Raw genomic sequence first — 21,835 nt, forward strand, 5'->3', positions numbered from 1 at the left:
CCGGGCCACCGTCCGGGACACGGCCCGGGACACCCCGGGACGCGGCCCGGGACACGCGCCGGGACACCCCGGACGCCCCGGCCATCCACCGCGCCCACCATCCGGAAACCCCCTCACGTTCCGGCCGTCCCACGCCTACGATGCGACCGTCGGATCACTACCCTCGTGGCTGGTGAACGGCTTGGGGGGGATGGTCGCCGTGCGATTCGGGCTGCTGGGTTCGTTCGTCGTGGAGGACGCCGGGGGCACGCCCCGGCCGGTCGGGACGCCGAAGGCGCGGGCGCTCCTCGCGGTGCTCCTGATGCGGCCCGACACGCTGGTGTCCTGGGACACCGTGAAGACCGCGATGTGGGGCGACTCGATTCCCGCCACCGCCCGCGCCTCCCTCCACAACCACGTCGCCCGCCTCCGCCGCGACCTGGACACCGACTGCGGGCCGGAGTCCCGCATCCTGGTCGCCCCCGTCGGCTTCCGGCTGCGGGTCGCGGAGGACGAGCTGGACGTCACGCGCTTCGACGGGCTCCTCTGCCGGGCGCGCGCGGCGCGACTGGCCAAGGACTGGGCGGCGGTCGAGGCCCTGACGGGCTCGGCGCTCGCCCTGTGGCGCGGCGAGCCGCTCTCCGACGTGGCGCTGCCCGACACCGAGCGCGGACCGTTCGTCCGGCGCCTGGAGGAGGCCAGGCTCCAGGTCCTGGAGTGGCGCTACGAGGCCGATCTGCACCTGGGCCGCCACCAGGGCATCGCGGCCGAACTCGCCGCACTCGTCGCCGCCCATCCGCTGCGGGAGACCTTCCACGGCCAGCTGATGCTGGCGCTGCACCGCAGCGGGCGCCAGGCCGACGCCCTCCTCGCCTACGACACCGCGCGCCGGACGATCCGGAGCGAGCTGGGCGTCGACCCGGAGCCGGGGCTCGTCGAGCTGCACCGGCGCATCCTCCGGCTCGACCCGACGCTCGCCGTGCCGGCGCCCGGGGAGCCGCCCGCCGCCGTGACGGGCGGCGGCGCCACCGCGGGCGTACCGCACCAGCTGCCCTCGGCGATCGCGGACTTCACCGGCCGGGAGGAGGAGCTCGGGCTGATCGTCGGCGAGCTCGCCGCGACCGACCGCCCCGACGGCGCGACGGTCCTCGTGCACCGGGTCTCCGGCGGGGGCGGCATGGGCAAGACGACCCTGATGGTGCAGGCGGCGCACCAGATACGCGACCGGTTCCCCGACGGGCAGGTCTTCCTCGACCTGGGCGGCATGACCACGATGCCCATGACCCCCGAGAACGCGCTGGGGCAGCTGCTCCGGACCCTCGGCGTGGCCCCGGACGAGGTGCCGTGCGGGGTGCAGGCCCGCAGCGCGCTCTTCCGCAGCCTGATCGCCGCCCGGCGGATGCTGATCCTCCTGGACGACGCGGGCGACGCGGCCCAGGTACGGCCCCTGCTGCCGGGCGCGGCGGGCAGCGCCGTCCTGGTCACCAGCCGCCGCCGGCTGGTGAGCTTCCCGGGCGTACGGATCGACCTCGGGGCCCTCCCGGACGACGCGGCCCACCGGCTGCTCGTCTCGATCGTCGGGGAGGAGCGGGTCGCGGCGCAGCCGGAGGCGACGGCGGAGGTGCTGAGGGCGTGCGGCGGGATGCCGCTGGCGCTGCGCCTCGCGGGCTCGCGCCTCGCCGCCCGTCCCGCCTGGTCGGTCCAGGACCTGGCGCACCGCCTGAACAACCACGGCCGCGTGCTGCGCGAGCTGTACGCCGACGACCTCCACGTCCGTACGGCGCTCCAGATGAGCTACGAACTCCTCCTCCAGGACCCGGAGGGTCCGGCCGGTCCGGCGCGGGCGTTCCGGCTGCTCGGGCTGATGCCGGGCGTGGCGTTCGGCACGGCCGCCGCCGCGGCCCTCCTCGGCCGCGACGGGGTGACCGTCGAGGACTGGCTCGAAGCGCTCGTCGACGCCCACCTCCTGGAGTCGCCCGCGCCGGGCCGCTACCAGTTCCACTGCCTGGTCCAGGCGCTGGCGCGGGAGCTCGCCAAGGAGACGGACACCGGGGAGGAGCGGCTGCGGGCGGTCGAGCGCCTCGTCACCTGGTCGCTGCGCGGGGCCGACGCGGCCACCGCCCGCCTCGCGCCCGCCGGCCGCCGGGTGCCGCTGGAGCCGGGGGAGCCGGGGGAGGGGGCCGTCGCCTTCGACGGCTACGACGCGGCGTACGCCTGGTGCGAGCGGGAGCGGGAGCTGCTGGTCGCCTGTGTGCGCCTGGCCCACGAGTCGGGGCTGCACGCCCTCGCGTGGAAGACGGCGGCCTCCCTGTGGGCGTACGTCCGGCTGGGCCGGGGCGACGACTGGTTCGGCACGCACACGGTCGGTCTCGCGGCGGCCAGGGCGGAGGGCGACGAGCGGGCCGAGGCGTGGATGCTGAACGGCATCGGGAACCAGGTCATGCAGGCCGGCCGGCCCGACGAGGCGATCGCGTACTACCGGCAGGTCCTGCGCATCCACGAGGGCACCGAGGGACGGGACCTGGAGATGGCCGCGGTCCTCAACAACATCGGTACCTGCTGCACCGAGCTGGGCGACCACCGGTCCGCGCTGGGGTACTACCGGGAGTCCCTGGTCTGGGAGAGCCCGAGCACGGCGACGATGAACAACCTGGCGGACACCCTGGCGAACCTGGGGCGGCTCGACGAGGCCCTCGGCGTCCTCGACGAGGCCGAACGGGCCCAGCGGGCGGCGGGCGACCGGGTCAGCCTCGCCATCGGGCTGCGGATCAGGGGCGACGTCCTGCGCGGTGCCCGGCGCCCGGCCGAGGCGGTCGAGGCGTACCGGAAGGCGCTCGCCCTGCAGCGGCAGGGCGGTGACCTGCACGGCGAGGCCCTCTCCCTGACGGGCCTCGGGGACGCCCTAGACGACCTGGGCGACCGGGCCGGCGCCGAGGCCTGCTGGGGCAGGGCCCTCGTCTCGCTGGAACGCCGGGGCTACGTCGGCCGGACCGGCGAGCTGCGCAAGCGCCTCGCCGCGCCCAGGGCCGCCGGAGGGCCGCGGGAGCAGGTGGACATCCCCGCATGATCCTGTGACCCGGGTCACGAATTCACCGGGCGGGAGGCGCCGGGAAATCCTAGGATCGATAGGAAACGCCCGAATCTCCCTGGGAGAATCCACATGCCAGGCGCGATCTACGCCGAGGGTCTGGTGAAGACCTTCGGCGACGTACGAGCTCTGGACGGCGTCGACCTGGACGTGCCGGAGGGCACCGTCCTGGGGCTGCTCGGCCCGAACGGCGCGGGGAAGACGACCGCCGTGCGTGTCCTGACGACCCTCATCAAGCCCGACAGCGGACGTGCCGTCGTCGCCGGGATCGACGTCCTCAGGCACCCCGACGAGGTCCGCCGCTCGATCGGCCTCTCCGGCCAGTTCGCGGCCGTCGACGAGTACCTCACCGGCCGCGAGAACCTCCAGATGGTCGGCGAGCTCTACCAGATGCGGTCCAAGGCGGCGAAGGTGCGGGCCGGCGACCTGCTCGACCGGTTCCACCTCACCGACGCCGCCGACCGGCCCGCCAAGACGTACTCCGGCGGCATGCGCCGCCGCCTCGACCTCGCGGCGGCCCTCGTCGTCTCCCCGCCGGTCATGTTCATGGACGAGCCGACCACCGGCCTCGACCCGCGCAACCGGCAGGAGCTCTGGGAGGTCATCAAGGAGCTCGTCGCCGGCGGTACGACCCTGCTCCTCACCACCCAGTACCTGGAGGAGGCCGACCACCTCGCCCACGACATCTGCGTCGTCGACCGGGGCAGGGTCATCGCCCGCGGCACCTCCGACCAGCTCAAGGCCCAGACGGGCGGCGAGCGCGTCGAGGTCGTCGTGCACGCGCCGGAGATGATCACCGAGGCCCGGGGGGTCCTCGCCCGGTACGGCGCCGAGGGGATCGGCCACGGCGAGGTCTCCGTCGAGGAGCACACCCGCAGGCTCACCGTCCCCGTCACCGGCGGTGCCAAGCTGCTCGCCGAGGTCATCCGCGACCTGGACGCCGTCGACGTCGAGATCGACGACATCGGCCTGCGCCGCCCGACCCTCGACGACGTCTTCATCTCCCTCACAGGCCACGCGGCCGAGCGGGACGAGGGGGAGGCCGAGGGGGCGGCGGCCGTCGCCGGGAAGAGCCGGAAGGAGGCCGTGAAATGACCACCGTCATCGGGTCGACGGAGGACCTGGCCGTCCCGCGCCGGCGCGGGGCCGTCGTCCAGTCCGTCGGCGACTCGCTCGTGATCGCCCGCCGCAACCTGATCAGGATGTCCCGGATCCCCGAGATGATCATTTTCGGGCTCATTCAGCCGATCATGTTCGTGGTGCTGTTCAGCTACGTCTTCGGCGGCTCGATGCAGATCGGCGACACCACATCGCCGGCCGTCTACCGCGAGTTCCTGATGGCCGGCATCTTCGCCCAGACCGTCACCTTCGCCACCGCCGGAGCGGGCGCGGGCATCGCCGACGACATGCACAAGGGCCTCATCGACCGCTTCCGCTCGCTGCCGATGGCCCGTGGCGCGGTCCTCACCGGCCGTACGCTCGCCGACCTGGTCCAGACGACGCTCACCCTGTTCGTCCTGGCGATCGTCGCCCTGCTCGTCGGCTGGCGCATCCACGAGGGCGTCCCCAAGGCGCTCGGCGGCTTCGCCCTGCTCCTCCTCCTCGGCTATGCCTTCTCCTGGATCGGGGCGCTGATCGGCCTCTCGGTCCGCACCCCCGAGGCGGCGACCTCCGGCGGGCTGATCTGGCTCTTCCCGGTCACGTTCATCTCGATCGCGTTCGTGGACTCCAGCAATCTGGCCTCCTGGCTCCAGCCCATCGCCGAGTGGAACCCGTTCAGCGCGACCGTCCAGGCCTGCCGCGTGCTCTTCGGGAACCCCGGTGTCTCGACCTCCGACGCCTGGCCGATGCAGCACCCGGTGTGGGCCTCGCTCCTCTGGTCGATCCTGATCATCGTGGTCTTCCGGACGCTCTCGGTCCGCAAGTACCGCTCGGCGACGGCGTGAGACCGCTCGGCGGTCGACGGAGCCCTCAGGGCAGGTACGCGGAGACCACCAGGCCCTCGGGGAAGGCGAGGAACGCCGACCCTCCGGCGGCCAGTAGCTCCGGGGGGAACTCCGGGGACTCGACGCCCTCCGGGATCTTCGGCGAGTAGCCCTCGGAGCCGTTGGCGTCGGACGGACCGGCGGCCGGGTACGACGTGACGCGTCCGCTGCTCGCCGTGATCACACGGTCGCCCGCGACGTACACACGCTCCCCGGACAGGGGATCGGTCCGCCACCGTTCCCGGCCGTCGGCCACGTCGTACGTGACCAGCGTCTCCGTGGTGTCGAGGACGGCCACGAGCCCGTCCGCGCTCACCGCGGGCGCGACGGTCGTCCTCGCGCCCAGCGTGTGCCGCAGCTTCAGGGTCCGGGCGTCGAGGACGGCGACCGAGCGGTCGGCGCGGCCCCAGCACAGCACGCTCCCGCTCCTCTCGTGCGCGGTGAGGGAGCCGCACGGCTCCGTGGCCCGCGCCGCCTGCCCGCCCGTCGCCGCGTCCAGCGCGACCGGCGGCCGGTCGCCGAGCGGCACAAGGACCCGGCCGTCCACCGCCACCACCTGCTCGGGGACACCCGGGACGGCCGAGCGCCACAGCAGCTTGCGGTCCTTGAGCCGCACGGCCGTGACGAGTCCCGTGCCGTCCTCCCGGAGCCCGAAGTACGAGGAGTACAGGACACCGTCCAGCAGGTCCGTGCTCTTCACCGCCCAGCCGCCGTCCGGCACCGGGATCACGCCCCGCGCCGCCCCGTCCGCGAGTCCGTGCGCGGTGATCCCGTCGGCGTCCGACAGGTACACCGTGTCGTCGACCACCGCCGGATACAGCGGGCCGACCGGCGAGGTCTCGCGCTTCCCCGGCACCGTCCACAGCTTCCGGCCGTCCGAGGCGCTCAACCCGACGGCCGAGCCGCCCGAGCCCGTGCACACGAGGACCTTCGGGGAGAGCGCGCAGGCACCGATCGGCCAGTCGGTCCGGGCCGTCCAGGGCGACCAGCCCGCCGGACGGTAGGCCGGGTCCGTCGCCGCCGTGCCGAAGTCATGGGACCGGCCGGCCGCGCCGTACGGCTGGACCACCCGGCTCAGCGCGACGACCGGCGGCGTGGTGGTGCCCGCCCCGAGGCCGGTCGCCGACGGTCCCGCGGTCCCGCCCGTGCCCGTACCGCCCTGCCCGTCGTCCCGTTTCAGGAGCACCACGCCCACCGTCGCCACCAGCGCGACCGCCACCGCGCCCGCGACCACCGCGCCCCACGGGCGGCGACGCCGCTCCACGGGCGCCGGGGGGAGCACCGGCCGGTCCGTCAGCGCCGTGGGGGAGTAGGGCACGACCGGGCCGAGCGTCGGCAGGTCGGCCACGCCCGTGCCGGAGGCCGCCGCCTCCCCCGCGCTCCGGGCCGCCGTCCCGTACCCGGCGAGCAGCGAGAGCACCGCGCCGGGCCACGGGAACACCTCGGGCGCGTCCCCGCCGCCGAGGAGCTCCGCCAGCTCCGCCGCCGACGGCCGCTGCGCCGGGTCGAGCCGCAGGCAACGCTCCACGGCCGGCCGCAGCTCCTGGGGAACCCCGTCGAGCTCGGCCTCGGCCCGGCTGATCCGGTAGATCACGGCCGCCAGCTCGTCGTCGTGGAACGGCCCCCGGCCGCTCGCCGCGAACGCCAGCACCGCGCCCAGGCAGAACACGTCCGAGGCGGGCACCACCGCCCGGCTCCCCACCAGGTGCTCCGGCGACATGAACCCCGGGGAGCCCACCACCAGTCCGGTCGAGGTCAGCGCGGTCGCCTCGAAGGCCTGCGCGATGCCGAAGTCGATCAGCTTCGGCCCGGCCGAGGCGAGCAGCACGTTCGCCGGCTTGAGGTCCCGGTGCAGCACCTTCACGGCGTGCACGTCCGCGAGCGCCCGCGCCAGGGCGACCCCGAGGGCCCGGACGGCCGGGACCGGCAGCGCCCCGGACCGTACGACCGCCTCCGCGAGCGAGGGCCCCGGCACGTACTCGGTCGCCAGCCACGGCGACGGCGCGTCGGCGTCCGCGTCCACGAGCCGCGCGACGCCCGGCCCGTCCACGGTGCGCGCCGCCGCGATCTCCCGCCGGAAGCGGGTCCGGAAGTCCCCGTCGACCTCCAGGTCCTCCCGCACGGTCTTCACCGCGACCATCCGGTACGGATCGGCCGTCGGCGCGTCCGCCCGGCAGGCGAGGTGCACCTCGCCCATGCCGCCGGCGCCGAGGCGGGCGAGCAGCCGGTAGGGGCCGAGGAGCCGCGGGGGCCCCGGTGGCAGGGCTTCCAGCACGGGACTACTCCTTCTCGCCGGGGAGCGCGACGGAGGCGACGACCCCGGTGTCGTACACGACGTGGGCCACGCCGCCGAGCGGGAGGACCACCGGCGGGCGGATCTCCCGGTCCAGGTAGGTGCCGTTCACGCGGTCGTAGGAGTCCTCGGCGCGCGGCCCGGGAGCGCCGGGCACGGGCACGACCCGCTCCGTGCCGGGCTTGCCGCCGTCGGCCAGGGGCACCAGGTGCAGGGACGAGAAGTCCGCCCACAGCAGGGAGCTCCCGGCGATCAGCGGGTCGGAGACGAGCTGCCGCTTCCCGTCGGCCCCGGCCCGCGGAAGCGGGTAGTGGCCGAGGAGCCCGCCGGTGGCCGGGTCGAGGACGAACGCGCCCTCGGGCGCGCTGGTGTTGTGCCAGTCGGCCCAGCGCATGGGCCCCCGGTCGAGGACGACGGCGGCCCGGGCGGACACGGCGGTCGGCCAGGCGCCCGACTTCGCCACCCCGGCCGGGACGGCGAGCGGGCCACCGCCCACCGGGGCGAGCGTCGTGGCGTCCAGGCGGTGCAGCACGAGCGGGGCCTGGTTCGTCGAGTCGAGCGGTGCGCAGTAGGCGTACCGGCCCTGGACGAGGAGGCTGTCGCACTCCTTGGCCGCCGGGGGCACCTGGCCGCGCTGCTGGCCGGTCTTCGCGTCGAACGCCACGAAACCGGCGTCGCTGAGCGCGTACACGAGCCCGTTCGCGTAGGCGACCGGCTCGAAGTCGCGGAATTCCACGCGCGCGAGCTCGGCGTTGGTGAGCGCCTTGGTCCACAGCTCCCGGCCGTCCGCCAGCGCGAAGGCCGTCATCCGGCCGCTGTCGTCGTCACCGGTCGGGACGAAGACCGCGCCGTCGCCCACGACCGGCTGCGTGCGCATCTTGGAGCCGGAGGTGCTCTTCTCCTCCCAGCGCACCGCGCCGCTGCGGGCCTCCCGGACCTGGACGCGCCCACCGGAGAACAGGACGACGGAACCGTCGTGGACGGCGGGCGCGGCGGTGCCGCCCGCGATGAAGATCCCGCCGGTGGGCCCGATGAAGCTCATGTCGTCGCGGGGGTCCGCCACCAGGTCCGCGGTCCACAGCCGCTTCCCGTTCGCCGGGTCCAGCGCCTCGTACCGTCCGTCCGTCGTCCGGCAGACCAGCGCCTTCTCCCCGGACGAGCAGCCGAACGCGGGCGCGGTCAGCTTCGCCCGCCAGGGCTTCCAGCCGACCGGGCGCTGGGCGGCGTTCTGTGCGACGACGCCGGAGGCGTCGGCGGGGCCGCGGTCGCTCACGCCGGGGACGCGGGGCCCGGGCGGCGGGCCCGCCGTGACGGGCGCCTTCGGCGGCGCCGGGTCGGGCCACAGCAGATACGTGCCGAGCCCACCGGCCACGACCGCGAGCGCGAGGACGGCGGCGAGCAGCCGCTTCCGCGGCTTCCGGGGCGCCTCGGCGGCGGGCACGGTGGGCGGGGACACCGGCGGGAGCGTCGGCACGGAGTGCAGACCGGGGACGGCCGGGGCGACGACGGGGCCGGCCGGCGCCTCCAGGAGCGGCCCGCCCGAGGCGACGAGCTGGGCGAGCTCCCTGCCGTACTCGCCGATGTGGTCCCGTACGCCCTCCGTCCACGGGAAGACCTTCCCCGTCCCGGCGCCGAGGAGTCCGGCGAGCTCCCGCGGCGCGGGCCGCTCCTCCGGGTCCACGGCCAGGCAGGCGGCGATGGGCCCGCGCAGCTCCTCCGGGACGCGGGTGAGGTCGGCCTCGGCCCGGGAGACCCGGTACAGGACGGCCGCGAGGGGCCCGTCGCCGAAGGGGTCCTCGCCGGTCGCCGCGTAACAGAGCAGCGAGCCGAGGCAGAAGACGTCGGAGGCGGCCGTGACCCGGCGGGCGCCGGCCACGTGCTCGGGGGACATGAAGGAGGGGGTCCCGACCATCAGACCGGTCGCGGTCATGGTGGTCGCGGTGCTGCTGCGGGCGATGCCGAAGTCGATGAGCCGGGGGCCGTCGACGGAGAGCATGACGTTGCCGGGCTTGAGGTCCCGGTGCAGGACCCCGGCCCCGTGCAGGTCGGCGAGGGCCCGGGCGACGTCCGCGCCGAGCGCCCGCACGGTCGCGACGGGCAGCGGGCCGCCGCGCCGCACGGCCTGCGGGAGGCTGGGCCCGGGGACGTACGCGGTGGCCAGCCAGGGCACCTCGGCGTCGGCGTCACCTCCGACCGGCGCGGCGGCGTACGCGCTGTCGACGAGCCCGGCGACCCTGATCTCGCGCCGGAAGCGGTCCCGGAAGGCCGGGTCGCCGGCGACGTCCCGCCGCACCGTCTTCACGGCGACGAAGACCCCGCTGCCGGCGCCCCCGGTGTCCCGCGCGAGGAACACCTCGCCCATGCCGCCGGCGCCGAGCCGGGCGAGCACCTCGTACGGTCCGATCCGGCGTGGCGCATCCCCGCGCAGCGGTCCCAGCACCTCGTCCTCCCCCTGGTGACGTGACGTCAGGTGCGCATCATTACATGTGCATGCAGGACGAAGGGCCGGCCCCCACGGGGGCCGGCCCTTCGCTCAAGGAGTGCGGCTCAGCCGGTGTACGGCTTCGCGCTGAGGATCTTCACCGTGGCCTTCTTGCCGTTCGGCAGCTCGTAGTCCGCGTCGTCACCGGCCTTCTTGCCGTTGACGCCGACGCCGAGCGGCGACTGCGGCGAGTAGGTCTCGATGTCGTCGCTCGCGTACTCGCGGGAGGCGAGCAGGAAGGTCATCGTGTCGTCCTCGTCGCCGTCGAAGGCGATCGTCACGACCATGCCGGGCTCGACGACGCCGTCGTCCGCCGGCGCCTCACCGACCTTGGCGTGCTGGAGCAGCTGGGTGAGCTGGCGGATGCGGAGCTCCTGCTTGCCCTGCTCCTCCTTGGCCGCGTGGTACCCGCCGTTCTCGCGCAGGTCCCCCTCTTCGCGGGCGGCGGCGATCTTGACGGTGATCTCCGTGCGCGCGGGACCAGACAGGTACTCAAGCTCGTCCTTGAGCTTGTTGTACGCCTCCTGGGTGAGCCAGGTGACGTTGTCGCTGGTCTGGGTCACAGGTGCTCCTCGTAGGTACTGGGAATACAAAGCATCGCCCTACACGGGAAGGCCTTGCTGTCCCGGGTGGGCGAAACCACGAGCCTAACAATGAGTGGCGGAAAGCGGGAGGACATAAACCATCAAGATGGCGTCACCCCAGGTCACCGCAGTGACTCGCCGGGACTCGACACCCCGTCCCTACCCACCGCTACCGGGCCGTACACCCGATGAGCTCGGGGCTCGTCGCGCGGGCGGTCGTGCGGAGCGAGAAGACGCGGTCGACCCGGGTCGCGGTGTCGTCGACGCGGACGTCCTTGCGGGCCACCTCGGCCCCGTCCTCGGAGCGCGCGCGCAGCGTGCAGACGCCCTTGACGCCCTCGTCCTTGCGGATCTCCAGGTGCACCTGGACCTCGTCGTCGCTCACCACGTCGAACTTGATCATCTCGGCGCTGATCTTGTTGTCGACGACGTAGTGCCAGCCGAACCAGCCCATCACGCCGAGGAAGACGACCCCGAGCACGGCTCCGACGATCTTGAGCTTGCGGTCGGCCCGCTCGTCCGCGGAGCGCCCGTAGCGTCCCTCGGGCAGCTGCTCTCGCACCGCGCTCATGGGGGATCCTCTCGAAGCCGGGGGTGGCGGAATTTTCACTCCCCCGATTCCGTCACTATAGAGACCACCCTCCGCGTCGAATCACTGAGGATCGAGTCTTGACTGAGCAGCTGCGATTGATGGCCGTTCACGCCCACCCCGACGACGAGTCGAGCAAGGGTGCGGCCACGATGGCCAAGTACGTGTCCGAGGGGGTGGACGTCATGGTGGTGACGTGCACGGGCGGCGAGCGCGGCTCGGTCCTGAACCCCCAGCTTCAGGGCGACCCCTACATCGAGGCGAACATCCACGAGGTGCGCCGCAAGGAGATGGACGAGGCCCGCGAGATCCTCGGCGTCTCGCAGGAATGGCTCGGATTCGTCGACTCGGGCCTGCCCGAGGGCGACCCGCTGCCCCCGCTTCCCGAGGGCTGCTTCGCCCTGGAGGACGTGGACGGCGCGGCCGGTGCGCTGGTCCGCAAGATCCGCTCCTTCCGCCCGCAGGTCGTCACGACCTACGACGAGAACGGCGGGTACCCGCACCCCGACCACATCATGACCCACAAGATCACGATGGTGGCCTTCGACGGCGCGGCCGACGCCGAGAAGTTCCCGGAGGCCGAGTTCGGCCCGGTCTGGCAGCCGCTGAAGCTCTACTACAACCAGGGCTTCAACCGCCCCCGCACCGAGGCCCTGCACAACGCCCTCCTGGACCGCGGCCTGGAGTCGCCGTACGGGGACTGGCTGAAGCGCTGGGACGAGTTCGGCGGCAAGGCGCGCACCCTCACCACCCACGTGCCCTGCGCCGACTTCTTCGAGACCCGCGACAAGGCCCTGATCGCCCACCGCACCCAGATCGACCCCGACGGCGGCTGGTTCCGGGTCCCGATGGACATCCAGAAGGAGGTCTGGCCGACGGAGGAGTACGAGCTCAGCAAGGCGCTGGTCCCGACCTCCCTCCCCGAGGAAGATCTCTTCGCGGGCATCCGCGACAATGCCTGACATGAGCGCACACCTGGCACTGACCCAGCTTGTCCCCTTCGCCGCCGAAGAGCTGGACAAGAACAAGGTGACCCCCGGCGTCCTCGGCTTCGTCGTCTTCGCGGCCCTGGCCCTCGCGGTCTGGATGCTGATGAAGTCGATGAACCGCCACATGGGCAAGGTCTCCTTCGAAGAGGCCCCGGACCCGTCGGCGACGGCCCCGGACACCCCGGCGAAGCAGGCCGGCACCAAGGGCAAGTGACCCGACCGCCCCCGTCCCGCACCCCAGAGGTGCGGGACGGGGGCGGCTCCCGTTCCCCCGGAGCCCCCGGGGGGTACGTCCGGGCTCCCCGGACGTCAGCGCGCTCCCGGCACCCCCAGGACCTCCCGCGCCTGGCGGGACGGGACCAGGCCCAGATCCCAGGCCTGCCACGGGGTCGTGGCGGCGATGCCACGCCTCAGGAGCAGGCCGTGCGCCTCCGCGCAGTCGTCGACCCTCGGGTCACGCGCCGGATGCCGGTCCGCCGCCAGCGCCGCCAGCTCCTCGCGCGCCGACGCCGTCCCCGGCTCCGGGCTGCCCGGGGCCGCGTGCGGGAGCAGCCCGCAGCGCAGCAGCCTGGCCCAGTCCGCGCCCCGCCGGTCCCCGTACGCGTCGAAGAGCGTCCGCGCCTCCTCGCACAGCGCGAGCGCCTGCGGGACCCGCCCGTTCCCGGCGTCCACGATCGCCAGCTCCAGACACGCCCAGGCCTCCCCGTGCGCGACCCCGATCCTGCGGAAGTCCGCCCGCGCGTCCACGAGCAGCTGCCGGGCGAACCCCGAGTTGCGCAGGTTGCCGGCCCGCGCCCCCTGCTGGTCCCGGGTCACCCGCCCCAGCTGGTGCCGGGCGCACGCCAGCCCGTACAGGTCCCGCATCCGCGAGAACATCGACCGCGCCCGCCCCAGCTCCCGCACCGCCTCGTCCCGGTCGCCCCGCTCCTCCAGCGCCTGCCCCAGGTGGTACAGCGTCCACGCCTCGCCGCGCGCGTCCTCCTGCTCCCGGTGCCGGGCGAGCGCCCCGCGCAGCTCCTCCACCGCCGCCTCCGCCTCCCCGGCGGCCAGCCGCGCCCGCGCCAGCTGGGTCAGCGCCCAGGCCTCGCCGCGCCCGTCGTGCACGCGCCCGTACGTCTCCAGGGCGCGCCGCAGCTCGTCCTCCGCACCCGGCACCTCGCCCCGGAGCAGCAGCACCTGACCGCGCTGGAAGTGCGCCCACGCCTCACCGTGCAGCGACTCGTGCTCCCGATGCAGCGCGAGCGACCGGTCGAGCAGCACCGTCGCCTCGGCCAGATCGCCCCGGTCCCGCTCCACGGCGGCCAGCGCGTGCAGCGTCCAGCCCCGGTCGGCGGCCAGCGACTCCGGCTCCTGGAGCGCCAGCGCCTCCCGCAGGCGCGCCGCGGCCTCCGTCAGCCGCCCCTGGTGGTGCAGGGTGATCCCGAGCGAGCAGAGCGCGAGCGCGGCGCCCGCGTCCTGGTGGGCCTCCTGGTAGAGGGAGACGACCGAGGTCAGCGTCTTGTGGGCCTTGTCGAGCTCGCCGAGCTGCCGGGCCGCGATGCCGGTCCGCCACCGCACCGAGCGCGTCAGCAGCCCCTGCCCCACGGACTCGGCCAGCTCGTTGATCTCCCCGAGCCGGTAGAGGTCGCCCCGCAGCAGGCAGTAGTCGCAGAGCGCGCTGAGCAGGCCGAGCACGGTCTCCTGGTCGACGCCCTCCGCGTGCCGCAGGGCCGCCGTCAGGAAGCTGGACTCCTCGTCGAGCCAGCCGAGCGCCGCCTCCAGAGAACCGAAGCCGTGCCCGTCGAACCGGTCCGCGCGGGTCGACATCTTGCCGTCGACCATCCGGATCACCGCGTCGGCGAGCTCCGCGTGGTTCCGTACGAGCCGCTCCTGCGCCGCCGCGATCTCGGCCGCGTCCTCCTCGTCCAGGAGCCGGACGGCCGCGAAACCGCGCACCGCGTCGTGCAGCCGGTAGCGCTCCCCGCGCACATGGTCGAGCAGCCCCGCGCCGGAGAGCTCCCGCAGCCGGCCGGCCGCCTCCGCCCCGCCGCCCCCGCCGAGCAGGGCGGCGGCCGCCGCCGCGCCGAGGGAGGCCCGCCCGGCCAGCGCGAGCCGCCGGAGAAGCCGCCGGGAGTCCTCGTCGAAGTCGAGGAAGTAGCGTACGGACAGGGCGCGTTCGACGGGATCGGCGCCCCAGCCGGGGCGGGCGAGCAGATGTGCCAGGTCGTCCATCGAGCGGCTCCCGAGCAGGGAGCCCGCCACCCGCAGCGCCAGCGGCAGGCCGCCGCACAGCTCCCGTATCCGCTCGAACGCCTCGGCGTCGTACGGGCCGGGGTCGGGCGCGCCGGCCGTCGCGCGCAGCAGCTCCTCGGCGCCGGCCGCGTCGAGCGCGGCGACCGGCAGCGCGTGCACGTCGGCCGGTACGTCCCCGCCGAGGTCCAGCGGCTCCCGGCAGGTCACGAGGACCAGGCTGTCCGAACGCTCGGGCAGCAGGGCCCGCACCTGGACGGGGTCGACGGCGTCGTCGAGGACCAGCACCACGGGCACCCCGGTCAGCCGGCTCCGGTACAACTCCGAGAGCCTCCGCACCTGTTCGTCCTCCGAGGCGCCCTCGCGGAACAGGAGCCGGTCGCGCGGGGCGCCGAGCCGGTTCAGCAGATGCAGCAGCGCCTCCCGGGTCGTCACCGGCCGCTCGCCCGTCCCGCCGCCCCGCAGGTCCACGACACAGGCCCCGCGGAAGTGGTCGCGCAGCGCGTGCGCGGCCCGCACGGCGAGGGCGGTGCGGCCGGACCCGGGTGCGCCGTGCAGCAGCACGAGGGTCGGCCGGGTGGCGGTCGCGGCCCGCCCGGCCCGCACCCAGCCGGAGATCCGGCCCAGCTCCTCCCGCCGCCCGGCGAACACCCCGCCGGGATCGGGCAGATGCCCGAAGGACCGTGCCAGGACGGTCCGGCTGCGGGCGGCGGCGCTCCGGTCCGCCCCGCGCACCCACCGGCCCCCGGCCCCGGCCTCCCGCGCCGGGCCCGCGTCACCCGCACCCCGGGCCCCGCCGACCCCGTCCGCCCCCGGTCCCAAGCCGGCGGGCCGGCCCACGGTCCCTCCGGGGCCGCCCGGCGCGACCCCGTCCCCGAGGGCTGCCGCCGGCCCGGCACCTCCTCCCTGCCGGGCGACACCCCCTGACGCCCCGGCGCCGGCCGCCCCGGCCGCTCCGGCCCCGGCCGCTCCGGCCCCGGCCGCACCGGCCGCCCCGCGTCCGGCCCGGTCCATGCCCCCGGCCAGGTCCGTCCGCGAGGACTCGGCCGAGGTCGCTCCGTCCTCGGGCCACTCGGTCCGGGCCACCGGCGACCCTCCGGCCCCGGCCGCCCCGGACCCCCCGCCCCCCACCGCGTCCGCCCGTGCCCGCTCGCGTTCCAGGAACGGTCGTACGCACCGGGTCTCCAGGGCCGTCAGCCAGTCCCGCCGGAGCCGTTCGGTCTCTCCGGGGCCGTCCGGCTCGCGGTGGCCGGTCGTCGCGCGGAGCACGGTCGCCGCCGCCCCGGCCACCGCGACCGCCGCGCCCGCGCCGAACGCCGTCCCCGCCGCCGTGCCGAGCGCCAGGTCCGCTCCGAAGGCCGCCGCCGCGGCGACGCCCGTGACCAGCGCGGGACCCCCGATCGCCGGTCCCGTGAACCGGCCCGGACGCGGCCGCCCGGCCTCCGCCCGCAGATAGGCCGCGTACTCCTCGGCCGCACCCGCCGCCATCGCGTCGAGGCCCGCCCGGCCCCGCGCGAGCAGCACCTCCGCGTCGGCCGGGACGCCTCCGCAGGCCCGTACCTCCTCCGCCACGGCCCGCTCCAACAGCCGCTCGGCCTCGGCCCGGTGACTCTCCCGCATCTGCGTTCCCCCTCCGCGCGTGCCCGACGAATCCGGCCCAGTGTCCTGCCTCGTGCGCGTCGGCGCGAGGGAGCGGAGAAAGGAGGAGACCGCTGCGGCAGGATGGGGACATGCCGAACCGACTGGCCCATGAGACCTCCCCTTACCTCCTGCAGCACGCCGACAACCCGGTCGACTGGTGGCCGTGGTCGGCCGAGGCCTTCGAGGAGGCCCGGCGCCGCGACGTCCCCGTCCTGCTCAGCGTCGGGTACAGCTCCTGCCACGGGTGACAGTGAACTCGCACAAGGCGGTAGTCCGGAACCTGAGCACGGCCGCCCGGTTTGGAGATCAACAGGCCGATTCAATCGAGTGGGTACCCGACAAGTACGTCGACGTTTAGCCAGAGTCCTGGTCAGCCCACTGCTCAGGGAGCGTTCGATAGCGGTGTGCGCTTCCCTCACCCTGCGGCCGGGAGGTGTCGTCCGCGTGCCCGGCGGGGGCCTGGTGCTACCGCTCCGTACGACGCAGGAACTGCCAGCCCAGTACGGCCAGGGCGAGCGTCTGCCCGAGAGAAGCGAGCATGAGCACGGGCTGAACGACTGCAGAGCACCAGAACGCGGTCGTGCAGACCAAGGGCAGGACCAGGTACGTGAACAGGTCCACCGCGGTCTGAAGCCGCTTGCGCACGGTGCGGCCCGCAACGCTGCGGTGGTAGCTCTCCCAGTCGAACACTGCGCCGTGAGCGGAGGTGAGTTCCTCCAGGCGCGGGCCCAGCCGGTCGCGGACGTAATAGCCGATCGCCGAGATCTTCTCGTCGTTGACCAGGTAGGTCCAGCCCAGGATCAGACAGATCGCGGGGACGGAGAGCAGCAGCTGGGACTGTCCGCTTTGCGCGGTGATCGCCACGACCGCAGTGGCTGCCGCAAGGGTGAAGTACAGCAGGTTGTCGCGAAACCCAATGCGGGTCTTCTGCTCCTCCTTGAGGCAGCCGTACTCGGCCAGCAGGATCTTGCTCTCGGTGACGTCATCCGTGGAGGTCACAGGCACCCCTATGCTCGAGTTCGGGATCAGCCGGCGATCTGGAAGGGAGCCAGACTGTCGGGGCCGTGCCGTTCGATCCAGCTCTTCCCGTCCGCCGCTATCCCTTCCAGAAGCCGGAAGGTGTGGGTGGAGCCGGCCGCGCTGAGGTTGATCCCGGAGATTTCCTGGGAATTCTCGGTCGGCGCCAGTTGGTGGGCGTCGGCGTCCTTGACGCGGATCTTCCTGGCCGGTCCGTTGGCGAGGACGAGTTCCAGGTCGTAACCGACGTCGGCGTTCTCCGTCACTTGCACGGAGGTGAGAGCGTCAAACCGGTAACTGATCCGCTGCTCGTTCTTGCGCGTTCCGTCGAAGAAGTCGAACTCGGAGCTGATCTCGCGGATACCGTCCTGGGTGAACAGGAAGAGGCGGAACACGTAGCGTGAGTACCTCCATGGGCCGCGTCGGACTCGGCCACGCTTGCTGGAGGGACTCGGGGTCATCAGGATGGTGTGGGTGATCAGGTCGCGCCAGGTGAGCCGGTGGTGCCGGAGTGCCTCATCGACGAACGAAGTCTTGTCGCAGGTGAGCCAGGTCTCCATTTCCAGTTCACTGGGGCGCTTCTCGTCCAGGAACGACTTCCAACGCTGGTAGGCGATCTGTCGTGCGGTCAGCTGTTCGAGGTACTCCTGATTCTCCCGGTCCAGTCGGCGTTCTTCACGCCGGACCTCCAGCCATCGTGATGCGGTCGCGTGCCCGGACCAGGCCGCACCGAGCACGGCCAGGAATGCCCACAGAGGCCGCGGTTGGGCGGCACCGGTGACCGCCGTGCCAAATGCGGCCAGAGCCGCAACGCCGAGAACAGCGAGGGCCGCTACGGCCAGGACCTTCGTCCTGACCGAAGTCCGGTCCTGGCGGCGCCGATCGAACAGGGTGCCGCTGTTGTGGCGATCTCGGGCGTCCTCGGCTAGGTACCGGATCAGCCAGTCGACCTGCTCCACACCGGTTCGTTTCTCCCGGTAGAGGTCCGCGATCTCGGCGGCTAGGCTGCTGCGGATCTGAACCGTGTGGGCGAGCCAAGCATCCGAGGTGAACCCCTGGGGCCTGCGAACGCTGAAATAGTGATCGAACGAATGACGGACGCGCTTGGTGAACCCGTCCTCGGCGAAGGCGGGGTCGCGGGGATGCGGGACGTGGGCCTCGGCCGTGAAGCTCGGCTTGGGCTCCCGGCCCCACCACCGGATGCCGAAGCGGGCCGCGGTCAGGCCTGCGCCGAGTGCCACCGGTAACTCGACGGTCGCCTGAGCCGGATCCGCGATCAGTGCCAGGCCCCAGAGGAGCGCACTGCTGATGACGAACAGGACCGCCCGGACCGGGAGGGCCGCCTTGGCGGCGGCAGCGGTGCTCGGGCGGGGCTGAACGGCCCGCGCCCCGATGGGGTCGGGTGCAAAGTAGGCCCATGCCCGCAGGACCCGGTCGTTGTCGAAGCGCTCCGCCCTGGCCCGTCCGAGGGTCTCCGCCCACAGGTCGTCCTTCAACCCTCCGGTGAGCATGACATCAAGGTGGCGGAGGATCGCGTCGTGCTGGCGGAGCGGTAGGTCCTGCAGTTGCTTCAGCACGGGACCGGTCTCGCTGCCGGCGGTGCTGAGTACCGCCAACAGGTCGAAAGTGACGCGCAGGGCCTCCTTCCACTTGTCCTCGGCGAAGTCCCGCACGAGCCCGTAGGCGTAACGCAGCTGCCCGACCTCTTCGGCGGTCAGGTCGTGGTGGGTGCGTGCGCTGAGCATGGCGAGCACCCAGTGGAAACGCACCTCCGTGCCGTCGTACCGGTGGGCGATCGCGTCGGTGATCATTTCGCGGGCCCGGCTGGGAACGCCGTCTTCCAGGAGCTGTACGCCGACCCGGTACTTCTCCTGCGGCGAGGCGTCTGGGTGGACGAAGTAGACGTTGGAGTCGTGTACGACCCCGGCTTGGATCCCGATGGTCGAGTTGTACGCTGCCGAGCTGTACGGGGCACTGTCGTCGTGGTTCATGCCAGATCACCGGCCGCCGCAACCAGCGAAGTTAACGCGGCCACCAGCGCGGGGCAGTCTGCGACCAGCCCGCGCAGCCTCTTGAGCGTCATGACCGTCCGCTTCGACGATTCAGGGGTGTGCTCCCGGGCCGACCGGAGGGCGGAGTCCAGATCGGTCAGTGCCTCGCGGTGGGTGTCCTCGTCGAGAACACCCTCGGCGCGGTGCCACCCAAGCTGATCGCGGAAACCGTTCAGTTCCGTGATCAGGTCAGTCGGGCTGGGCGTCCTTGAGACCGTGCTCATGTGGACACTGCTGCCCGTGACGGTGCCCGCCATGATGCCGACGGTGCTGTTGTGGACGGTGTTACTGACGGGCCGGTCGAACCGGTGGGCCGAACGGGCCCTGTCGTCCTGGGGCACCGGGGTCTCCTCCTGCTCGCCCACCAGTTCCACTGCCAACCGGATGGCGAACGCCGCCGCGTTCGCCGCGGCCCGCGGCTGCCAGTTGCGGTCCTCCGAACTGTTCTTCGTGCCGTCCGCCCGGTCGCTGATCCCCCGGACGATGGCCACCGGCGCTCCGCTGAGATGGCCGGCCTGGGCCACACCGGCCGCCTCCATCTCGATGGCGAGCGCGTCGTTGTAGTGTTGTCGGATCCACTTCGCCTCAGCCGAGATCCTCGAGTTCTGGACGATCTCGCCGGCGGCGATCGCCCCGAAACGCACCTGCGGTCCGTCCTCGTGACCGGGTGTGGGGTCCGCCCAGTCGTTCACACGGGCCAGGTGCGAGGCGAGCTGGCTGATGCCGTGCGGCGCTTCCCATACCCGGGGACGGGCTTTGAGCCCGTCGTCTTCGCTGGTCCCGCCGTGATAGGCGTACACGTGTGAGGCCATCACCACGTCACCCAGCCTGGTGGCGTCCCACAGGGCGCCGGCGACCCCGACGAACAGCACGGCTACCGGCGAGAACTCCTGGATCGCACGTTCGGCGATCACGGCGGCGGAATGGTTCCCTTTGTTCGTCAGGCCGAGTGCGACGCGGCACGATGTGCCCCGTACGGTTCCCACCTCGAACCGGGTACCGCGCTCATGGCGATGCACCTGAAGATCCGCCAGCCTCTGGCGCACGGACTGATATTCGAGGTTGAGAGCGGTGAGAATCACCACTGGGCTCTTCGGCATCTACTCCTCTTCCCCTCTCGTGTTCTCTTCCGTCGTAGATGGCGCGGGTCGGATCAGCGGCGGGAACAGCACGGTGTTCGGACCGGCCCGGTACAGCCGTGCGGGCCGTCCCCCTGTGGCTCTGCGGTCCGTGCCGACGGGAACGATGAACCCCTTCGCGGCTTGGACCTTCCGGTAGAAATTGCGGGTGTCGAGTGTGGTGCCCCAGACGGCCTCGTACACCTGCTGCAGCTCTGCGATGGTGAAACGCTCCCCGCAGAACGCGGTGGCCAGTGCCGAGAATTCGATCTTGGTGCGCGCGCGTTCGATCCCGTCCGCGGCGATTCGATCGTGGTCGAAGGCGAGGGGTGCCTCGCCGGAGAGCACGGCTTCTGCGGGAACCCACGCGGCAGCGGTGGCATCCGTCCCCGCGACAGGGTCGGGCAGCCCCGGTGCGATCGCCAGGTGGGCGACAGAGACGACTCGGCCCCGCGGGTCGCGGCCCGATCTTCCGTACACGGCCAGCTGCTCAAGGTGCACCCAGCCGGAGGTCAGGGCCGTTTCCTCACTCAGTTCGCGGTGGGCGGCGTCCAGGATCTCCTCGCCATCGTGGCTCAGGAATCCTCCAGGCAGCGCGAGCATGCCCCGGAAGGGATCTTCGCCTCGCTCCACCAGGAGAACGTGCAGACGACTCTCCCGCAGCGTCAGGATCACGAGATCGACCGTCAGTAGAACAGGAGGTGGTGACCATGCGTCATCTTGCATGCCCTGCAAGGTACTTCAGTTACTGTCACTTGCACAAGAAGTGCGGCGCTGGGGTCGGTACACCGCTCGATCTCATGGTCGTGGCATGCACGTATGGTCAGCTGGTGGTCGGAGATGTCAGCTAGCGCCTGTCTGCAGTGCCACGGTTCCAGCCGGCGACTGGCGCGCTAGTGGAAGCGATGACGAACCGGGTCAGCCGTTGGTCGTTCGCGTCGATGAACCGCAACCGGATGCCGAGACCTGGGGGGCATTTTCGTAGGTATCTGCCCCGCTTGGTGTGATCTTCCGTCAATGCGGCCTTGATGATCGCCTGCGCGCTGGCATGGCATCCGCAGAGTGGTGCATCCGGCCCGGAGCAGGGAAGTGTTCCGATCGGCCGAACAGCGATCGACCGAGCGCTATCGGTTAGATGCCGAAAGCGAGACTTCTCCGTCCTTACAAGACCCCGAGATCGACCGTGATGGAGAAAGGTGCGGTGGCCTTCACTGCGCCAGTGAACACCTCGCCGTCCCTATAAGCCCTGGTGGCGGGATCGAGAACGTAGGTGTAGACGATCGGGACGCCGGTGGCGGCCTGCTCGACCCGCCAGTAGAAGGGGATGCCGGCCTTGGCGTACTGGTCGACCTTCACGATCCGGTCCGTGGTCTCCGAGCCGGGCGACACGACCTCGACGACCAAGAGGACGTGCTCCGGGCGGGTGGGCGTGAGGTCGATAGTCTCCGCCCTGTAGACGATGACGTCCGGACGGCGGTTGGTGAGCGAGACGTCCTGTAGGCGGACGTCGAAGTCCGTGTCCGCGTTCCAGTCCGGGCCTGCGGCGGCGTCCAGGGCATTGGCCAGGACCCGAGCCAGCCGGTTGTGCCGCTTCGAGGCGCTCGGGCTCACGACGACCATCCCGTCCACGATCTCGATTCCGGCGCACTGCTCCTCGGACCAGGAGTCGTACTGCTCCGCGCTGATCTGTGAATGCATCCACGCGGGCGCCACCATCTCGGCGGTCATGGCGTACCTCCTCGGCGGGTCCGGCGATGCTGCGCCCAGCCTACTGTTCTGAGGGGTCGGAC

Annotated in this window: 15 protein-coding genes and 1 pseudogene; 6 read left to right on the top strand and 10 right to left on the bottom strand. The window is 72.7% G+C overall.

Features of this window, described 5'->3' with window-relative positions; genetic code table 11:
• Positions 1 to 172: 172 nt before the first annotated feature.
• From ACN9MM_RS24705 to ACN9MM_RS24715, 3 genes are all read left to right on the top strand, one after another.
• Entirely contained in the window at positions 173 to 3,046 is a 2,874-nt protein-coding gene (locus ACN9MM_RS24705) for an AfsR/SARP family transcriptional regulator (RefSeq protein WP_426365784.1), read from the top strand.
• Positions 3,047 to 3,139: 93 nt separating this feature from the next.
• The gene (locus ACN9MM_RS24710) at positions 3,140 to 4,162 is read left to right on the top strand and encodes an ATP-binding cassette domain-containing protein (protein WP_426365785.1); all 1,023 of its coding nucleotides are present in this window, start codon (positions 3,140 to 3,142) and stop codon (positions 4,160 to 4,162) included.
• Complete coding sequence (locus ACN9MM_RS24715; RefSeq protein WP_426365787.1) at positions 4,159 to 5,013, top strand: ABC transporter permease; 855 nt, start codon at positions 4,159 to 4,161, stop codon at positions 5,011 to 5,013. The genes ACN9MM_RS24710 and ACN9MM_RS24715 overlap by 4 nt, the downstream gene beginning before the upstream one ends.
• Positions 5,014 to 5,038: 25 nt before the next feature.
• Here ACN9MM_RS24715 and ACN9MM_RS24720 read toward each other — a convergent pair whose 3' ends face one another.
• The 4 genes from ACN9MM_RS24720 to ACN9MM_RS24735 all read right to left on the bottom strand — a co-directional run bounded on the left by ACN9MM_RS24720 (position 5,039) and on the right by ACN9MM_RS24735 (position 10,982).
• On the bottom strand, positions 5,039 to 7,327 hold the full coding sequence (locus tag ACN9MM_RS24720) for a protein kinase domain-containing protein (RefSeq protein ID WP_426365788.1): 2,289 nt from the start codon (positions 7,325 to 7,327) through the stop codon (positions 5,039 to 5,041).
• A 4-nt stretch (positions 7,328 to 7,331) separates the two neighbouring features.
• Positions 7,332 to 9,785, bottom strand: coding sequence for a protein kinase domain-containing protein (locus ACN9MM_RS24725; protein ID WP_426365790.1), 2,454 nt, complete (start codon positions 9,783 to 9,785; stop codon positions 7,332 to 7,334).
• A gap of 107 nt (positions 9,786 to 9,892) precedes the next feature.
• A complete protein-coding gene (greA, locus tag ACN9MM_RS24730) occupies positions 9,893 to 10,390 on the bottom strand; it encodes a transcription elongation factor GreA (RefSeq protein WP_383791974.1) in 498 nt (165 codons plus the stop codon).
• Between the two features lie 190 nt (positions 10,391 to 10,580).
• A complete protein-coding gene (locus tag ACN9MM_RS24735) occupies positions 10,581 to 10,982 on the bottom strand; it encodes a DUF4307 domain-containing protein (protein WP_426365791.1) in 402 nt (133 codons plus the stop codon).
• Positions 10,983 to 11,080: 98 nt separating this feature from the next.
• Between ACN9MM_RS24735 and mca the strand changes: the two genes are divergently transcribed.
• Together mca and ACN9MM_RS24745 are read left to right on the top strand one after the other, a co-directional pair.
• On the top strand, positions 11,081 to 11,962 hold the full coding sequence (gene mca / locus ACN9MM_RS24740; protein ID WP_426365792.1) for a mycothiol conjugate amidase Mca: 882 nt from the start codon (positions 11,081 to 11,083) through the stop codon (positions 11,960 to 11,962).
• Between the two features lies 1 nt (position 11,963).
• The gene (locus ACN9MM_RS24745; RefSeq protein ID WP_426365794.1) at positions 11,964 to 12,203 is read left to right on the top strand and encodes a hypothetical protein; all 240 of its coding nucleotides are present in this window, start codon (positions 11,964 to 11,966) and stop codon (positions 12,201 to 12,203) included.
• A gap of 95 nt (positions 12,204 to 12,298) precedes the next feature.
• On the opposite strand, the gene ACN9MM_RS24750 is transcribed toward ACN9MM_RS24745, so the two are convergent.
• The gene (locus tag ACN9MM_RS24750; RefSeq protein WP_426365795.1) at positions 12,299 to 15,838 is read right to left on the bottom strand and encodes a tetratricopeptide repeat protein; all 3,540 of its coding nucleotides are present in this window, start codon (positions 15,836 to 15,838) and stop codon (positions 12,299 to 12,301) included.
• Positions 15,839 to 15,948: 110 nt separating this feature from the next.
• Here ACN9MM_RS24750 and ACN9MM_RS24755 point away from each other — a divergent pair.
• Positions 15,949 to 16,101, top strand: a pseudogene (locus ACN9MM_RS24755) (DUF255 domain-containing protein); the annotation flags it as partial.
• A gap of 223 nt (positions 16,102 to 16,324) precedes the next feature.
• Here the strand turns inward: ACN9MM_RS24755 and ACN9MM_RS24760 are convergent.
• The 5 genes from ACN9MM_RS24760 to ACN9MM_RS24780 form a co-directional block, all read right to left on the bottom strand.
• Positions 16,325 to 16,858 carry a hypothetical protein gene (locus ACN9MM_RS24760; RefSeq protein WP_426365797.1) on the bottom strand — a complete coding sequence of 178 codons (534 nt, stop codon included), beginning with the start codon at positions 16,856 to 16,858 and terminating at the stop codon, positions 16,325 to 16,327.
• Between the two features lie 26 nt (positions 16,859 to 16,884).
• Positions 16,885 to 18,867, bottom strand: coding sequence for a hypothetical protein (locus ACN9MM_RS24765; protein ID WP_426365798.1), 1,983 nt, complete (start codon positions 18,865 to 18,867; stop codon positions 16,885 to 16,887).
• Positions 18,864 to 20,027 carry a purine phosphorylase gene (locus tag ACN9MM_RS24770; protein ID WP_426365800.1) on the bottom strand — a complete coding sequence of 388 codons (1,164 nt, stop codon included), beginning with the start codon at positions 20,025 to 20,027 and terminating at the stop codon, positions 18,864 to 18,866. Before ACN9MM_RS24770 ends, ACN9MM_RS24765 begins: the two co-directional genes overlap by 4 nt.
• The gene (locus ACN9MM_RS24775) at positions 20,028 to 20,771 is read right to left on the bottom strand and encodes an NUDIX hydrolase (RefSeq protein ID WP_426365802.1); all 744 of its coding nucleotides are present in this window, start codon (positions 20,769 to 20,771) and stop codon (positions 20,028 to 20,030) included. It lies immediately after the preceding gene.
• 435 nt (positions 20,772 to 21,206) lie between these two features.
• Positions 21,207 to 21,773: a Uma2 family endonuclease gene (locus ACN9MM_RS24780; RefSeq protein ID WP_426365803.1), complete on the bottom strand. Its 567-nt coding sequence runs from the start codon at positions 21,771 to 21,773 to the stop codon at positions 21,207 to 21,209.
• Between the last annotated feature and the right edge of the window lie 62 nt (positions 21,774 to 21,835).

The sequence above is a fragment of the Streptomyces sp. E-08 genome (genome assembly GCF_049913095.1).
Taxonomy (GTDB): domain Bacteria; phylum Actinomycetota; class Actinomycetes; order Streptomycetales; family Streptomycetaceae; genus Streptomyces.

Bases quoted from the DNA above. Each gene is read 5' to 3' on its own strand.
- ACN9MM_RS24775 (WP_426365802.1), bottom strand. From the start codon at position 20,771: ATGCAAGATGACGCATGGTCACCACCTCCTGTTCTACTGACGGTCGAT.
- ACN9MM_RS24765 (WP_426365798.1), bottom strand. From the start codon at position 18,867: ATGAACCACGACGACAGTGCCCCGTACAGCTCGGCAGCGTACAACTCG.
- ACN9MM_RS24715 (WP_426365787.1), top strand. From the start codon at position 4,159: ATGACCACCGTCATCGGGTCGACGGAGGACCTGGCCGTCCCGCGCCGG.
- ACN9MM_RS24735 (WP_426365791.1), bottom strand. From the start codon at position 10,982: ATGAGCGCGGTGCGAGAGCAGCTGCCCGAGGGACGCTACGGGCGCTCC.
- ACN9MM_RS24745 (WP_426365794.1), top strand. From the start codon at position 11,964: ATGAGCGCACACCTGGCACTGACCCAGCTTGTCCCCTTCGCCGCCGAA.
- ACN9MM_RS24770 (WP_426365800.1), bottom strand. From the start codon at position 20,027: ATGCCGAAGAGCCCAGTGGTGATTCTCACCGCTCTCAACCTCGAATAT.
- ACN9MM_RS24750 (WP_426365795.1), bottom strand. From the start codon at position 15,838: ATGCGGGAGAGTCACCGGGCCGAGGCCGAGCGGCTGTTGGAGCGGGCC.
- ACN9MM_RS24710 (WP_426365785.1), top strand. From the start codon at position 3,140: ATGCCAGGCGCGATCTACGCCGAGGGTCTGGTGAAGACCTTCGGCGAC.
- ACN9MM_RS24780 (WP_426365803.1), bottom strand. From the start codon at position 21,773: ATGACCGCCGAGATGGTGGCGCCCGCGTGGATGCATTCACAGATCAGC.